Below are 14556 nucleotides of genomic sequence, written 5' to 3' on the forward strand. Positions count from 1 at the left end.
AGTTAAGGAGGAATTTAATTTTGTTAATTGTAAAGGAGATCCTAGGTACCTTGAACACTGTCTCTTCTGTTATATTGCGATTGGCTTTGACAGAAAAGATAACAGCCACCTTGTTATAAATGCCATTCGCTTATGTGAACGGTTGAATAAGAAGTTTATTATTATATCTGTTAATAGTGATGCGGCTATTAGTACTGAAAATGACGACTATATTAATAGCGCTTTGAAAGGTCATCATGTTATTTATTCTGAAGGTGATGAGCCAATAGAGTGGTTAAATCAACTGGAAGAGAATCAGCCACTACCTGACTATTTAGTGTCTGAGGTTGATATCAGCACTCAGAGTGTTGCTGCCAATGATAATAAAATTGTGCACCTTACTTCGTCATTGAATGCAATTCGTCCCGCGTTAGATTACATCGCACATAACATGTCAAAAACAATCAAAGAGGAGGAGTTAGCCAGCTACTGCCACTATTCGGTCACCTATTTTTCTCGACTGTTTCGCCGTTTGATGGGGGAGAGCTGCTGGAGTTACATCATGAATGAGAGGGTGAAACTGGCGTGTCATCTTCTATTAAAGGATCGACAAGTGAAAATTATCTCAGTGGCTTACCAGTGTGGTTTTAAAGATGTCTCTTATTTTTCAAGGGTATTTAAAAAACACATGTCACTCAGCCCAACCGCCTATCGTCGCTGTCACCATTAGCCAAAAGCTGCGTTTTTTTTAAAAAGGGCAATAAAAGGCAAAAGAAATCTCTTTTTTTTGACCTTTGCCCTTGAAAAGCCATTTCTTGCCCTTATTTACTCTTCATACAGAAAAACTTTTAGTTTTGGGGTGAAAATCCTCACGTCAGCCTCTTAGTTGAGGTGTTATATGAATTATATGAAATTTTTGGAGAAAGTCTGATGGGTAAAATCATTGGTATTGATTTAGGTACTACTAACTCTTGTGTTGCTGTTTTAGATGGCGATGCTCCACGCGTATTAGAGAATGCAGAAGGCGAACGCACAACTGCATCAGTAATCGCGTATACAGATGGTGAAACACTGGTAGGCCAACCTGCAAAACGTCAGGCAGTAACTAACCCAGAAAACACAGTATTTGCAATCAAACGTTTGATCGGTCGTCGTTTTGAGGACGAAGAAGTTCAACGTGACATCGAAATCATGCCTTACAAAATTGTTAAAGCAGACAACGGTGATGCTTGGGTTGAAGCACAGGGCCAAAAGATGGCCGCTCCGCAAATCTCAGCTGAAATACTGAAAAAAATGAAAAAAACAGCAGAAGACTTCCTCGGGGAAGAGGTTACTGCTGCTGTTATTACCGTTCCTGCCTATTTCAACGATGCACAGCGTCAAGCGACTAAAGATGCTGGCCGTATTGCTGGACTTGAAGTTAAACGTATCATCAACGAACCAACAGCTGCTGCTCTAGCATACGGCCTTGATAAGTCTGGCGGCGATCGCACTATCGCAGTTTATGATCTTGGTGGTGGTACTTTCGATATCTCTATCATCGAAATCGATGAAGTTGAAGGCGAGAAAACATTTGAAGTACTAGCAACCAATGGTGATACGCACCTTGGTGGTGAAGATTTCGATAACCGTTTGATCAACTACTTAGTCGATGAGTTCAAAAAAGAGCAAGGCTTCAACCTTAAGAGTGATCCTCTTGCAATGCAGCGTCTAAAAGAAGCGGCAGAAAAAGCAAAAATCGAACTCTCTTCTACGCAGCAGACTGATGTAAACCTTCCGTATATCACGGCAGATGCAACTGGTCCTAAGCACATGAACATTAAAGTGACTCGTGCGAAGCTTGAGTCTCTTGTTGAAGATCTTGTAGAGCGCTCTCTTAAGCCTCTCTCTGTTGCTCTTGCTGATGCAGACCTTTCTGTTGGTGACATCACTGACGTTATCGTTGTTGGTGGACAGACGCGTATGCCTCTAGTTCAAGCTAAAGTTGAAGCGTTCTTCGGCAAAGCACCACGTAAAGATGTTAACCCGGATGAAGCAGTAGCAATGGGCGCAGCCGTTCAAGGTGGTGTACTTGCTGGTGACGTAACTGACGTTCTTCTACTTGACGTAACGCCTCTGTCTCTAGGTATTGAGACAATGGGTGGCGTAATGACAAAACTTGTTGAGAAAAATACAACGATTCCAACTAAAGCGAATCAAGTATTCTCAACTGCTGAAGATAACCAAAGTGCGGTAACGATCCACGTACTTCAAGGTGAGCGTAAGCAAGCCTCTTTCAATAAGTCTTTAGGTCAATTCAACCTTGAAGGCATCCAAGCTGCTCCACGTGGCATGGCTCAAATTGATGTGACTTTCGACCTTGATGCAGATGGTATCTTACACGTATCAGCGAAAGACAAAACAACAGGTAAAGAGCAGAAGATTACGATTCAAGCTTCTGGCGGCCTAAGCGATGCGGATATCGAGAAGATGGTTCAAGAAGCTGAAGCAAACAAAGATGCTGATGCTAAATTTGAAGAGCTAGTAACCGCTCGTAACCAAGCTGATCAAATGATTCACGGCACTCAAAAGCAGATTGAAGAAGCGGGTGACGCACTTCCAGCTGAAGAGAAAACAGCCATTGAAGCCGCAATTTCTGAGCTTGAAGAAGCGAAGAAAGGCGAAGATAAAGAAGCGATTGATGCGAAAGTTCAAGCGCTAGTTACCGCAGCTCAAAAGCTGATGGAAATGGCACAGCAAAAAGCTCAAGCAGAGCAAGGTGCTGAAGCGGGTGAAGAACCAAAGCAAGATGACGACGTTGTTGATGCTGAGTTCGAAGAAGTTAAAGACGAAGAGAAGAAATAAGACCGTAAGTTCTTAATTTTCTTTTGGTACGGGCGTTAAGGGAAACCTTTGCGCCCGTGCTTGTATCTTAAAGTATCGATAAGCAGTCCAGATAATTGCTTGAAACTATTATTAATTTTCGATCCATTATCTGGATTGATATAAAGACTAGGTGTTTGTCATTATGTCTAAACGTGATTATTACGAAGTACTCGGTGTTGGCCGTGATACTCCTGAACGTGATATTAAAAAGGCGTATAAGCGTCTAGCGATGAAGCTTCACCCCGATCGTAATCAGGGTGATGAAACGTCTGCTGAAAAATTTAAAGAAGTGAAAGAAGCGTATGAGATCTTAACGGATGCTCAAAAACGTGCTGCTTATGATCAACACGGTCATGCCGCTTTTGAACAAGGTGGCGGCGGTGGCGGTTTCGGCGGCGGTCAAGGTGACTTCGGCGATATCTTCGGTGATGTATTCGGTGATATTTTTGGCGGTGGTCGTCGTGGCGGCGGTGGTCAGCAACGTGCACAACGTGGTTCTGATTTACGTTACAACATGGAGCTTAGCTTAGAAGAAGCGGTTCGTGGTTGTGAGAAGTCGATCGAAGTCCCTACTCTTGTTGGCTGTGATACCTGTCATGGCTCAGGTGCTAAGAAAGGCACGTCAGCACAAACGTGTGGTACTTGTCATGGTCAAGGCCAAGTACAGATGCGCCAAGGTTTCTTCGCGGTTCAACAAGCCTGTCCAACCTGTCACGGTCGCGGTAAGATCATTAAAGAGCCGTGTGAAAGTTGTCATGGTCAAGGTCGTAAGAACAAGACTAAGACATTGAATGTTAAGATCCCTTCAGGTGTAGATACTGGCGATCGTATTCGTCTTTCTGGTGAAGGCGAAGCCGGAGAGTTTGGTGCTCCAGCGGGTGATTTGTATGTTCAAGTACATGTTCGTGATCATAAGATTTTCGATCGTGATGGTAATAACCTTTACTGTGAAGTGCCAGTGAGTTTCTCAATGGCTGCTTTAGGTGGAGAAGTTGAAGTTCCTACACTTGATGGCCGTGTTAGCTTGAAAGTACCTGCTGAGACACAAACTGGCCGTATGTTCCGCATGCGTGGCAAAGGGGTTAAGTCGGTACGTGGCGGCGGGGTTGGTGACTTGATCTGTAAACTGGTGGTTGAAACGCCAGTGAAGTTAAGTTCACGTCAGAAAGAGTTGCTTAAAGAGTTTGAAGAGAGTTGCGGTGGTAAACATGCTGAAAAGCATAAACCTAAAGCCGATGGTTTCTTTAAAGGCGTGAAAAACTTCTTTGATGACTTAACCAGCTAAGTCGAGACGGTTATCTGTCGAAACAATTGAAGAGCAAAGACCTTACCGTCTTTGCTTTTTTTTTGTTCAAAACTCCTCTGTTTACCAGCACCCCTCAACGAAGTCCGCATCTTTATAGGCAGAGCGAACTCCTGCTGCATTGATGGATAATGTGCCACATCGATCACTCTCTTGCACTGTCTGTGAGGTTGGTGTCGCGACAATACGATAGCGATCCATACCCGAACCTGTGGTGTAGCTAATGGTATAGCGAGTAATATCAGAATCACATACGGAGCAACTTCCCGCCTCTATAAGGGTGAGATCATAACTGCCGGTGTAGCTTCTCTCTAGCTGCAGTTGAATCGCCATTAAATCACTCATCGCTTGAACCCTATGCCCTTTAACAACGTGCTGTTGCAAGGACGGGTAAACGGCAGAGGCGAGCAGGGCAATTACAAACAGAGTGACCAACAATTCGATCAGAGTCACGCCACGGTAATAATAGTTGTCACTCTTGAAGCTGCTTTTATGAATCATGGTAGAAACTCCGCTGCTTGGTCTTTGCTCTGTTGTACTTCACTCTGGTTAACTTCTCTCTTTTTGGTCACCATGATTTCGATAGCGAAAGGGAAGTGAGAAATGAGTCGCGGATTTAGCTTAATAGAGTTACTGGTTGCGCTGTTTATTGTTGGGGTGATAACAAATGCAGCGATACCGCTATTTACTCAGACGATACAACTCAATCGAACCAGAGGTTTAGTCACTGAGCTGGAGTGGTTTTTAGTGGCTGCGAAATCGGAAGCGATAGCACGTCATGAGGTGCTGTCCGTTCTCTATGTTCGTAACGATGAGAGGCATAATCAATATCGGCAGGAAGGGGATTGGATGATTGTCCTGGTAGAGCCGCAGAACCTAGCTTCAGTGGTTGATATTGCCAGCGCACAAGAGCACGCCCTTATGTTGCTTGATGGAAAGAAGTTTAGCGGTATACCACTGAAAATTGGCCATATGAATTTTAAGCAATTTTCTATTGAGCCTTTGCGAGGCTCTACCAACCGTTCTGGCAGTTATTGGGTACGACATAACAACGAACAGAAGATAAAAGTGATGATGAATTTGGGAACGGGGCGAATTCGAAGTTGCAGTTATCTAGGGAGTTATCTTGGCTATCGTCGCTGTTAAGGGGAGGCATCCATTACAACAGGGAATGACTCTGCTTGAAGTGTTGGTCTCTGCTGCCATTACGTTGATAACCGTAATGAGCGTGGTTTCTCTGCATGTCGCGGGTACTCGATTGTTAATAAAACAGCAGCAACAACTGCGATTAACCCAGGGGTTAAACGATGCTATGCAACTGCTCAGTGCAGAGTTATTACGGGCGGGGTACTCAAGTAGCGCTTTGCCGTATCGCCTTGCAGGCAGTGAACAAGTGATTGCCGCTGCGCCCTCTTCCAGTACGCCTTCACTCTCTTTCCTATATCAGCAGAGCCTTCAGCAATGGCAAGTGACAACGTTTCGCTATAAACCAAGCGTGGATATCCTGCAGTACTGTTACAAGCCAGTAGCGTTCTCTGAGGGGGATCTGCCCACCATGGACGCTGAATGGGTGTGTGATGCTGGCGCTGTACGTTCCTTAGTGGATCAAAGCGTAATTAAAATTAGAGATTTTTACTTTCGCCAAACTGAATTCGAGCGGAAAAGGGGCCGTTTTCTTACTCTTGAAATAAGCATAACAGGGGAGTTAACGGCTGCGCCTCAATGGCGTAAAACCGTACGCAATCAGTTAACGATTAGGAACTCCTATTAATGAAAGCTCGAATGCAAGGCGCAGCCAGTTTATTGATCACTTGTCTATTGCTGCTATTGATTCTGGTGCTCACCCTATCCAGTTATCAACGTCTCTTTTTTCAGATTAAACGTGTTCAAAATGAGGTAGAAACTCTGCAGCAGTTTTGGTTGGCTGAGTCGGCGCTTGAGTGCGCATTTTCCATTATTTCAGCTCAGGGCAGAGCTCCGGAAGATCTTCAGCAACAGTGTCTCAATTTGGGGATTGAGAGTGAGGAGTTGCAATTGTTACCTGCTTACCCGCACACCCTTAGCGTCACGATGAACAGCGGTAGGACGATCAGTAAACGATTGAGGTTATTCAACGATCGGTCTGCGGGGGTGATTCAAGCTCGCTCCAATTTGTTAGTTAATGGCAATCTTTCATTCACGCCCGATGCGCGTGAGCAAAACGCAGGGGGGGACTGGCTGTGTAAATTAGTGAGTTATCAGGCCAACTTATCATTAAATGGCCAACTGACTAACGCTAACTTGGATGCTATGAGGCCACCTTATGACGATTTTCCCAATGCACAAACTTGTGCGGCGACGCATTTGACGCAAAACGTATTATTAGCCGATGTGTCGAATGATGGCGTTGATGATCTGTTTATGCAGCGCTTTGATGTCCCAAGATCAGATTGGAAAAGCCTGATGTATGGTGGGAAGTTTTATCAGATTCCACAGGGACTACCGGATGTGGATAGCGCGCTCCCTCCATCAGCGATGATTGAGAACTGCGGCGCTAAGATAGTCGCAGCCATTGAGGACGGTCACGATTTGATCTGGTTATATGGGAGCTGCGAGTTGAAACAGAGTGCACTGGATGTGACAGAGATTGAGGCGGCAATTACCGCTAACTCGAATGTGCAAGGGGTGTTGCTGGTGGTACATGATGGTATTTTCGCGACCAACGGTGAGCAGGGGCTTTCCGCTCTTATCTATCAGATCGTGACTGAGGGGAGTACCTTTGTACCGAGTGAGTTGTTATGGAGCTCAACAGAGTCGCATCAGTTGACCCCTGTTCCTTTGGGGATGACCCTATCCCAGCTGAGTTATTATCAAAGCGGCGGCTTTTATGCCAAAGGAGGATACGTATTGGACGCTCCGCATCTTACCGCATTATTTTCGGCAGACATTAACGGGGCGTTTAGCGGTGGGTTGCTAGATGGTGCACTGAAAAAAATTCGAGAGACTCGTTGGCAAATTGGATCTTGGCGTGACTATTAACCGAGGGTTTAGTCTGCTTGAGGTCGTTATCGCCAGCACACTATTTATGGTGGCGTTTACTGGCTTGGTGAAGGTGCAAGTTACCATGGAGAGAGAGGCTGAAAATGCGCTGAGAAGTATTGATGCACTCTATGCGGCCAATGCCCAAATGGAGCGTTTTCGAGCTCACTCGGCACTAGGCAGTCCACTGACCTTTGAGCAGATAGTGACACAAAGTAGTGCCGTGATGGTGAATGGCATTGCGCTCACATGGCGTGTGGACAACCTGCAAACAGTGGAGGATATCGTGCGTTTAAAAAGCGTGACGATTATTGCCTCATGGGATAACCGTTGGCAGCAGAGTGAGTCAGTCACCTTGACCAGCTCACTCTCTCGCTACAGTGGGGATTATTGAGTGTTGAGTTTAGGGATATCGATTTAGCTGAGTAGCGGTAAAAGCATACCAACAGCAAGGTAGAATCCCACCATGGCAACAATCGGCAATTTGATGCTTTTCAGCAGATAAACACCGAGTATAACCAAGGCCATATCAATACCGTTACCGACTGCACTTTGAAAGACTGGTTGATAAAGCGCAGATAATAACAGCCCTACAACCGCAGCGTTTACCCCATTCATCGCCCCTGAAAGGGCTGGGATAGCAGCGAGCTGTTGCCAGTTTTTTAATACTACTAACACCAGCAAGAACCCCGGTAAAAAGACCGCAAGGGTGGCGATGAGTGCGCCCCATATTGGGGTGTTAGGCAGCAGTTCATAACCGAGGAAAGTGGCGAAGGTAAACATCGGACCCGGTACGGCTTGAGCGGTGGCATATCCGGTTAAAAAGGCATCTTGTGACAGTTGATCACCGACTAAATTTTCTAGTAGCGGCAGAACCACATGACCGCCACCAAACACTAGGCTACCCGCTTGGTAGAAATTAGAAAACAGCGCTATCTGGTCAGAATAGTGAGCCAATGTTGGCAAGCCGATTAACAGCCCAACAAAGATAACTAATGAGATCCAGTTTAGCTGAAATTTACCTTGTTCGACGGGGCTTGTCGGAGGGGTATCCGACATCTGAAAACGTCCAACGATGGCGGCAAACAGCAACACCAAGATTTGAGTGAGTATTGAGGGAGCAACTAACAGCACCATGGCGGTGAAAACGGCTAAGGCGACGCCAACTTTCTGTTTGCAAAAGTTATTGAACATTCCCCACGCTGCATCGGTCACCACGATGACCGCCAATATTTTTAGACCATGTACAGCACCTTGAAAAAAGGTGTTGTCGGTGAGCAGGGTACTGAGCGCAGCGATGACTAACATCAAAATTACTGAGGGTAGGGTAAAACCTAAAAAGGCGGCAATGGCACCAAGAATACCCCCGCGATGGTAACCGATAGAGAAACCAACTTGGCTAGAGCCTGGGCCGGGTAAAAACTGACTTAGGGCTACAAATTGGCCGTACTCCTTGTCACTGAGCCATTGGTGCTTTTCAACAAAAGCGTGCCTAAAATAGCCGATATGCGCTGCAGGACCACCAAAACTGACCCAACCAAGCATAAAAAATTTAATGAAAATATCGAGCATATGAGTGACCTTTTTATAACAAAATGATGAAAATTCTTACTGCACACACGATAATAAAAAACATATAATGATTCAAATTGATTGTTTTGGTTATAGTTATGAATAATATTAATTGGCGTGCTGTGGATCTTAATTTACTGGTGGTTTTTGATACTTTGATGACACAGCGCAGTGTTTCAAAGGCTGCCGATAAACTCTCTGTCGGTCAGTCTGCCATGAGCCACAGCTTATCCAGATTGAGAGGGCTACTCGATGATCCTCTGTTTGAGCGACAAGGTCAGGTGATGATGCCCAGCAAAAAGGCGTTAGAACTGGCCCCAGTGATCACTCATATTCTCAATCAGATCTCAGAACAAGTGCTGCACTCATCAGGTTTTGAACCGAATGAGTATCAAGGGAAGTTAAAAATTGGCTTGACCGATTATGCTGAGTTGCTATTTGCTCCTGCGTTATTTGATGCCATTTTGCAGCAAGCGCCTTTCAGTCAGATCTGTTTTTACAATGTGGATAGGAGCAGTTATCAGCAGGCATTTCTCGATTATCAACTCGATTTTATGATTGGCAGTGTGGCTGAATCCACCAGTCACTTTACCCGCACTCACCTTTATACCGAGCAACATGTCTGTTTGTTTGATCCCCAGTCTACGGGGATAAACCTTCCTATAACCATGAGTGATTACCTCTCTGTTCCCCATGCATTAGCCAGTCCGAATGGTCAATTGACCAGTGGGGTAGATAGCCAGCTGGCAGAACTGGATAAACAGCGCACGGTAAGCATTACCTCTCGAAATTTCTTAACACTTCGTCATCTAATTAGAGGGAGGAAGCTGTTGTGCGTGGTCCCGGAGTTGATGGCTAAGTTGGATCTCTTTTCTCACGATCTGGCGTGCGATAACCCCCCCGTAGAGGTACCTGATTTTGATATTGATATGCTGTGGGAGAAACGCAATGATCAGCACGGAAGAAGCCTTTGGTTGCGAGAGGTCGCGAGCGAAGCGATATTAAATGAGGTGAAACGGTTAAAGCAATCATGATTGAGGGGGGAACAGCCACCAATGGGATTGATGGCTGCTTGTTGGATAGGGCAATTAAATACAGGTTACTTATTCAAAAAATAGCCATCTTCAATGGTGACTTTTAACACCACTTTGTTTCGTGATGAGTGACCATAAAAACGATATGCTTCATGATTTTCAAAAAGAACGACTTGACCATGACCAAGGGTCAATCGTTCGCCACTGCCGGTAAAAAATTCGCGGTCACTCTCGTCCTGATAAGGGGTGGATAGGGTGAGTTTTTGTTTGGCCGCCACCTCAATATTCTCTTCGCCATCTAGGTAGTAGTGCACATCGAGATAGCGTCGGTAGCCCACAAATACTTCGCTGGGTTGCGTCTGTCCACTCTCTAGTTTGTAGACTAAGGAGTCCCCAATCGAGTGATACACGTCAGGACGAATGTTGTTGATGTTGTCTATCGCCTCAAGACAACGTTGCCATTTGCGTCCCTCTTTATAGAGCGCAGTAAACTGTTCGATATTGTCTAATATGATCACTGTTGCTCTCCTTTAAGAAGATTATTAATGCTGTGTTGACAAGGGATCAGCGTGAAGGCGTAATCAAAGGCGTCCATGTAAACTCGGTAGGAGTCGAGCACCTCTGATCCCCAAGAGTTTGACCCTAACCCCATCACTTGGTGATCGAGATTGAGGGTGATAAAACCACTCGGTGTTAACTCATTGGTATGTTGAGCTTGATGAATATCTTGGTTGGTGAAGTGCCAGGCACTGAAGTTGATCAACTGCTTGGGTTTAACCAGTAGACCTTGACCGTGTTGATTGACTAAGGATGTCCAGCGAACCTCTTGACGGTTGCCATTGTTTTGCGGGAACGGGTAGTTCTCAAACATTTGAGCGACAGTGGTTTGATAACGGTCGATGAGATTGCTCTGTTTACTGTCTTGATAGTTCTCATCGGGACCTCGACCATAGTATTCAACTTGATCAAACTGCTTAGCAATGCCGATATCCAGCCCAATCGCTGGAATAACGTGTGGGTAGTCACCGTATCGATTACCACTGAGGCTCACGGTGATCTTCCCATCTGCATCGATGCGATACTGATAGTGACAGCGCATACCAAAATCAAATACAGGAGGCGCGATAATACTCTCGGTATGGACGATGACATGATCCGATTCGATAGTTACCGTTAACGAGCGGAAATGCTCTTGCATGATCTGTAGATGCGCAGGGTGCCACAATCCTTCGTACTCCTGCTTGTGATTATCGATCATCGGCTTGAAGAAACTGAGTTTAGGTGATGAGGCGATAAGCTCTTCAGAACCGACTCGCCAAGAGGTAAGCTTGCCATCCAATTTAGAGAAGCAGATGAAAAAACCATGGCCACTGATCACCCACTGTAGACGCTGCTCGTCGACGGTTAACTCGTGAATATTGAATAGCGACATAATGGCTTTTTCAGATAGGTTATCAGACGCTGGTGAGGTGCTCTCTTTCACTTGAAATTGATAGTGAGCCAGTAGGTGATTGGCATCGCTGTATCGGGTTTTACTCTCTTTTTTCACCGCGATATGAATGAAAACTTCTCGCTCATCAAGCGTGGGCAGTGTGACTTGAATATCCCTATCTTGCCTCGGGGATAACTCCAATACTTTGAGCTGTTGTTGATGCAGTGATTCACCTTCTGCTTTGATGTCCACATAAAGAGTGATGTCGTCCATATCAGAGAACCAGTAACGGTTACTAATGGTGAGAATACCGGTACTTGCTTCTTGTGCTGTCACTTTTATTGGGGAGATCACCTGTTTATATTCTCGCAGCCCCGGACCTGGCTGCTGGTTGGAGTAGATTAAACCATCCATACAGAAGTTGTAATTATTTGGGTAATCACCAAAGTCGCCGCCATATTTGTACAGATCCTTGCCCTTTTCATCAGTGGATAACAGCCCGTGATCACACCACTCCCAAATGTAGTGACCTTGAATATGATCGTGTTTATCAAATACATTTTGATACTCGGTTAGGCCACCTGGTCCGTTCCCCATTGCGTGAGCGTATTCACAAATAATGCGAGGTTTATCCATTGGGCACTCACCGAAATAGTTCATCAATTGAACGCGTGAGTACATGGTACTGACGACATCCACCACTTCAGCATCTCGATCCTCTTCATAATGGATCAAGCGGCTCTTATCAATGGCTTTCGCTGCGGCGCACATCGCGCGAATATTGCAGCCATAACCGGACTCATTGCCCAGTGACCACATAATGATGCTTGGGTGGTTTCTCTGAGCATGAATATGACGAACAATACGCTCGACAAAGGCCGCTTCCCAGCTTGGATCATCTGTGATTCTTTCTAGGTTGCCGACATTGGCAAAACCGTGGGTCTCCACATCGGTTTCAGCTAATACAAACAGTCCGTACTGATCACATAACTCGTAAAACCTGGGGTCGTTGGGATAATGAGCCGTTCGCACCGAGTTGATATTGTGTTGTTTCATGAGGCGAATATCTTGCTCCATACGCTCAACAGTGACCGCGCGACCTTTAATGTGGTCGTTATCGTGACGGTTAACCCCATGAAGTTTGGCGTAGTGACCATTGATGTAGAACAGACCGTTTCTTATTTTGATATCGCGAAACCCTATCTGTTGTGGCACCACTTCAATCACAGTGCCATTGCTCTGTTTCAGGGTTAAAAAGAGCTGATAAAGGTAAGGATTTTCTGCGCTCCATTGAACAGGGTGGTTAACGGCTATTTCCAGTTCAAAATGTTCACTGTTAATGGTCATGCTCTGCTGAGAAAGTAACTGTTGACCATCGTATAACGCATAGTCGAGTAGGTAATCTGAGAGGACCTCTTGGCCAAGGTTAGCAAGATCAATAGCGCAACTTAGAGTGGCATTGTGATAGTTATCATCAAATTTTGTGTTGATAGCGAGATCATGAATATGTAGGTGATTTTTACTGACGATATAGACATCCCTGAAAATACCTGCAGTCCACCACATATCCTGATCTTCAATATAGGTTGAATCTGCCCACTGCATAACACGGACGCAGAGTAGGTTGTCTCCTGCTTTAGAAAAAGGGGAGATATCAAATTCAGCGGTTAAACGACTGCCTTTACTGAAACCGACATAATGGCCATTCACATAGAGTTCAAAATAGGTCTCCACACCGTCAAATTTGATGATGGTTTGGCGTTGGGCTGCACTTTCAGAGAGGGAGAAAGTGCGTTGATAAGCTCCGGTGGGGTTGTTACTCGGCACAAACGGCAGGTCGATAGGAAAAGGAAAGCCCTCATCGGTGTATTGTAGATTACCGTGCCCCTCCATCTGCCACATGCTCGGAACTGAAATGGTTCCCCAGTCTGACATCACTTGATGATAAAAAGTGTCCGGGACCAACAGAGGATGATCAAAGAACTCAAAGATCCATTCTCCGCTCAATAACTGAAAATGTTGACTGATAGTACGCTCAAACGTGGAGGCCTGTTTGAGTGAAGGGTAAGAGAAAAAGTAGGCCCTTGGCGCCATTCTATTCTCACTTAATCGGTGATTATTTTCCCAGTTATTCATGCTGTCTCCAGACAAATTGATAAACTGAAAGTATTTTAGTAAAACTTTTACTAAAATATACTTGTGTAAACGTTTTCCTTTGCATGGATCACGTTTCACTTTCTATAGTGTGATCTTGGTTGAAAAATAGGCACAAAAAAAGGCAAGTCGATATACCTGCCTTTTGTTGATGTCGTTTGCATAAAAATTATTTAGGATCGATGGTGGTACCTCTTAGGATTAACTCACCCGGAACGGTAATAATGATCGGAATCTTTCTATCATCTCGTTCTTGCTCAACCAATAAGTTCACCCCTTGCACACCCATCAATTCAGAGTGTATATGGAAAGTACTTAGTGGGGGGAAAGTAAACTTGGCGGTGGGAATGTCGTTCACGCTGATCAACGCGATGTCGTTAGGGATGGAGAGTCCCTTTTCATTAATTGCACGTAATACACCAATGGCGATAGAGTCAGAGGCGACAAATATCGCTTTAGGGTAGTCACTTTGTAACATCTTCTGGGCAAGCTCATAACCCGATGCACTGGAAAAGGTTCCACATAAAATATCCTTTTCACTGACTAAGCCCTTTAAACCACCATACTCACGACACATCTCTGCGCGGATATCATTCTGGCCAATGTTATCTTGCCCTCCGATGAAACCAATTCTATTATAGCCTTGATTTTCAAAGAAATTAATTACGTCAACACTGAGTTGCTTAAGGTTGACGATCACCGAGTCTATGCTCTCATCTTGATCGTTATAGTCAACATAAACAATATGCTTGGACAAGGATTTTGCTTGAGTAAGCTGTTGTGGCGTTGCTCTTCCTATGAGGATGACACCATCAACGTTGGAGAGGGTATCACTGTCATCTGAAAGATAACGGCTGCTCAGTTTGATGTTGAGCTTACTGCATTGAGTCTCAATACCATGACGAATAGAGAGGTAGTAGGGGTCATTCACTTCGAGCTCTTGAGCGTAGGTATAGAGAGCCAAAAAATGTAGAGAACGACGTTGATTGACAGAGCTTCGTCGAGAACTGATGGTTTTATATTCGAGCTTTTCCGCAATCTCCAGCACTCTACGTTTTGTTTCTGCTTTTACACTGAGTGTAGGATCATCGTTTAGTACTCGAGAGACCGTTGCCAATGAAACGGATGCTGCTTCTGCTATTTCCTTTAGTGTTGCCATCTACTTACTCAACTTCGTATTGACCAATATTCTGCTGTTT

At 45.0% G+C, this 14556-nt stretch carries 13 protein-coding genes; 8 read left to right on the forward strand and 5 right to left on the reverse strand.

From position 1 onward, the window contains the following. From L4C32_RS14645 to dnaJ, 3 genes are all read left to right on the forward strand, one after another. The coding region (locus L4C32_RS14645) for a helix-turn-helix transcriptional regulator (RefSeq protein ID WP_428197632.1) at window positions 1-709 on the forward strand (709 nt) is incomplete at its 5' end. Between the two features lie 200 nt (window positions 710-909). Then, the gene (dnaK, locus tag L4C32_RS14650; RefSeq protein ID WP_428197633.1) at window positions 910-2823 is read left to right on the forward strand and encodes a molecular chaperone DnaK; all 1914 of its coding nucleotides are present in this window, start codon (window positions 910-912) and stop codon (window positions 2821-2823) included. A gap of 163 nt (window positions 2824-2986) precedes the next feature. After that, window positions 2987-4129, forward strand: coding sequence for a molecular chaperone DnaJ (dnaJ, locus tag L4C32_RS14655; RefSeq protein ID WP_428197634.1), 1143 nt, complete (start codon window positions 2987-2989; stop codon window positions 4127-4129). Window positions 4130-4210: 81 nt separating this feature from the next. On the opposite strand, the gene L4C32_RS14660 is transcribed toward dnaJ, so the two are convergent. Continuing rightward, window positions 4211-4648 carry a type IV pilin protein gene (locus tag L4C32_RS14660; RefSeq protein ID WP_428197635.1) on the reverse strand — a complete coding sequence of 146 codons (438 nt, stop codon included), beginning with the start codon at window positions 4646-4648 and terminating at the stop codon, window positions 4211-4213. Window positions 4649-4750: 102 nt separating this feature from the next. On the opposite strand from L4C32_RS14660, the gene L4C32_RS14665 reads away from it, so the two are divergent. The 4 genes from L4C32_RS14665 to L4C32_RS14680 are packed head-to-tail and all read left to right on the forward strand — an operon-like array spanning window position 4751 to window position 7559. Then, window positions 4751-5293: a prepilin-type N-terminal cleavage/methylation domain-containing protein gene (locus tag L4C32_RS14665; RefSeq protein ID WP_428197636.1), complete on the forward strand. Its 543-nt coding sequence runs from the start codon at window positions 4751-4753 to the stop codon at window positions 5291-5293. After that, on the forward strand, window positions 5274-5918 hold the full coding sequence (locus L4C32_RS14670; protein ID WP_428197637.1) for a PilW family protein: 645 nt from the start codon (window positions 5274-5276) through the stop codon (window positions 5916-5918). The genes L4C32_RS14665 and L4C32_RS14670 overlap by 20 nt, the downstream gene beginning before the upstream one ends. Beyond that, window positions 5918-7165 (forward strand): hypothetical protein, encoded by a 1248-nt coding sequence (locus tag L4C32_RS14675; RefSeq protein ID WP_428197638.1) that lies wholly within the window; start codon window positions 5918-5920, stop codon window positions 7163-7165. The genes L4C32_RS14670 and L4C32_RS14675 overlap by 1 nt, the downstream gene beginning before the upstream one ends. Beyond that, a complete protein-coding gene (locus L4C32_RS14680; protein ID WP_428197639.1) occupies window positions 7155-7559 on the forward strand; it encodes a type IV pilus modification PilV family protein in 405 nt (134 codons plus the stop codon). Before L4C32_RS14675 ends, L4C32_RS14680 begins: the two co-directional genes overlap by 11 nt. A 23-nt stretch (window positions 7560-7582) precedes the next feature. Here L4C32_RS14680 and chrA read toward each other — a convergent pair whose 3' ends face one another. Further along, a complete protein-coding gene (chrA, locus tag L4C32_RS14685) occupies window positions 7583-8737 on the reverse strand; it encodes a chromate efflux transporter (protein ID WP_428197640.1) in 1155 nt (384 codons plus the stop codon). A gap of 98 nt (window positions 8738-8835) precedes the next feature. Between chrA and L4C32_RS14690 the strand changes: the two genes are divergently transcribed. Beyond that, window positions 8836-9771, forward strand: a complete 936-nt coding sequence (locus L4C32_RS14690) for a LysR family transcriptional regulator (protein WP_428197641.1) — start codon at window positions 8836-8838, stop codon at window positions 9769-9771. A gap of 65 nt (window positions 9772-9836) precedes the next feature. Here L4C32_RS14690 and L4C32_RS14695 read toward each other — a convergent pair whose 3' ends face one another. The 3 genes from L4C32_RS14695 to ebgR all read right to left on the reverse strand — a co-directional run bounded on the left by L4C32_RS14695 (window position 9837) and on the right by ebgR (window position 14516). Further along, window positions 9837-10289, reverse strand: coding sequence for a beta-galactosidase subunit beta (locus tag L4C32_RS14695; protein ID WP_428197642.1), 453 nt, complete (start codon window positions 10287-10289; stop codon window positions 9837-9839). Next, window positions 10286-13339, reverse strand: coding sequence for a beta-galactosidase subunit alpha (gene ebgA / locus L4C32_RS14700; protein WP_428197643.1), 3054 nt, complete (start codon window positions 13337-13339; stop codon window positions 10286-10288). Before ebgA ends, L4C32_RS14695 begins: the two co-directional genes overlap by 4 nt. Window positions 13340-13526: 187 nt before the next feature. After that, the gene (gene ebgR / locus L4C32_RS14705) at window positions 13527-14516 is read right to left on the reverse strand and encodes a transcriptional regulator EbgR (RefSeq protein ID WP_428197644.1); all 990 of its coding nucleotides are present in this window, start codon (window positions 14514-14516) and stop codon (window positions 13527-13529) included. Window positions 14517-14556: the final 40 nt, after the last annotated feature.

Source organism: Aliivibrio kagoshimensis (assembly GCF_050337105.1).
Lineage (GTDB): Bacteria > Pseudomonadota > Gammaproteobacteria > Enterobacterales > Vibrionaceae > Aliivibrio_A > Aliivibrio_A kagoshimensis.

Bases quoted from the DNA above. Each gene is read 5' to 3' on its own strand.
- dnaK (WP_428197633.1), top strand. From the start codon at position 910: ATGGGTAAAATCATTGGTATTGATTTAGGTACTACTAACTCTTGTGTT.
- L4C32_RS14665 (WP_428197636.1), top strand. From the start codon at position 4,751: ATGAGTCGCGGATTTAGCTTAATAGAGTTACTGGTTGCGCTGTTTATT.
- L4C32_RS14660 (WP_428197635.1), bottom strand. From the start codon at position 4,648: ATGATTCATAAAAGCAGCTTCAAGAGTGACAACTATTATTACCGTGGC.
- dnaJ (WP_428197634.1), top strand. From the start codon at position 2,987: ATGTCTAAACGTGATTATTACGAAGTACTCGGTGTTGGCCGTGATACT.
- L4C32_RS14675 (WP_428197638.1), top strand. From the start codon at position 5,918: ATGAAAGCTCGAATGCAAGGCGCAGCCAGTTTATTGATCACTTGTCTA.
- ebgR (WP_428197644.1), bottom strand. From the start codon at position 14,516: ATGGCAACACTAAAGGAAATAGCAGAAGCAGCATCCGTTTCATTGGCA.
- ebgA (WP_428197643.1), bottom strand. From the start codon at position 13,339: ATGAATAACTGGGAAAATAATCACCGATTAAGTGAGAATAGAATGGCG.
- chrA (WP_428197640.1), bottom strand. From the start codon at position 8,737: ATGCTCGATATTTTCATTAAATTTTTTATGCTTGGTTGGGTCAGTTTT.
- L4C32_RS14690 (WP_428197641.1), top strand. From the start codon at position 8,836: ATGAATAATATTAATTGGCGTGCTGTGGATCTTAATTTACTGGTGGTT.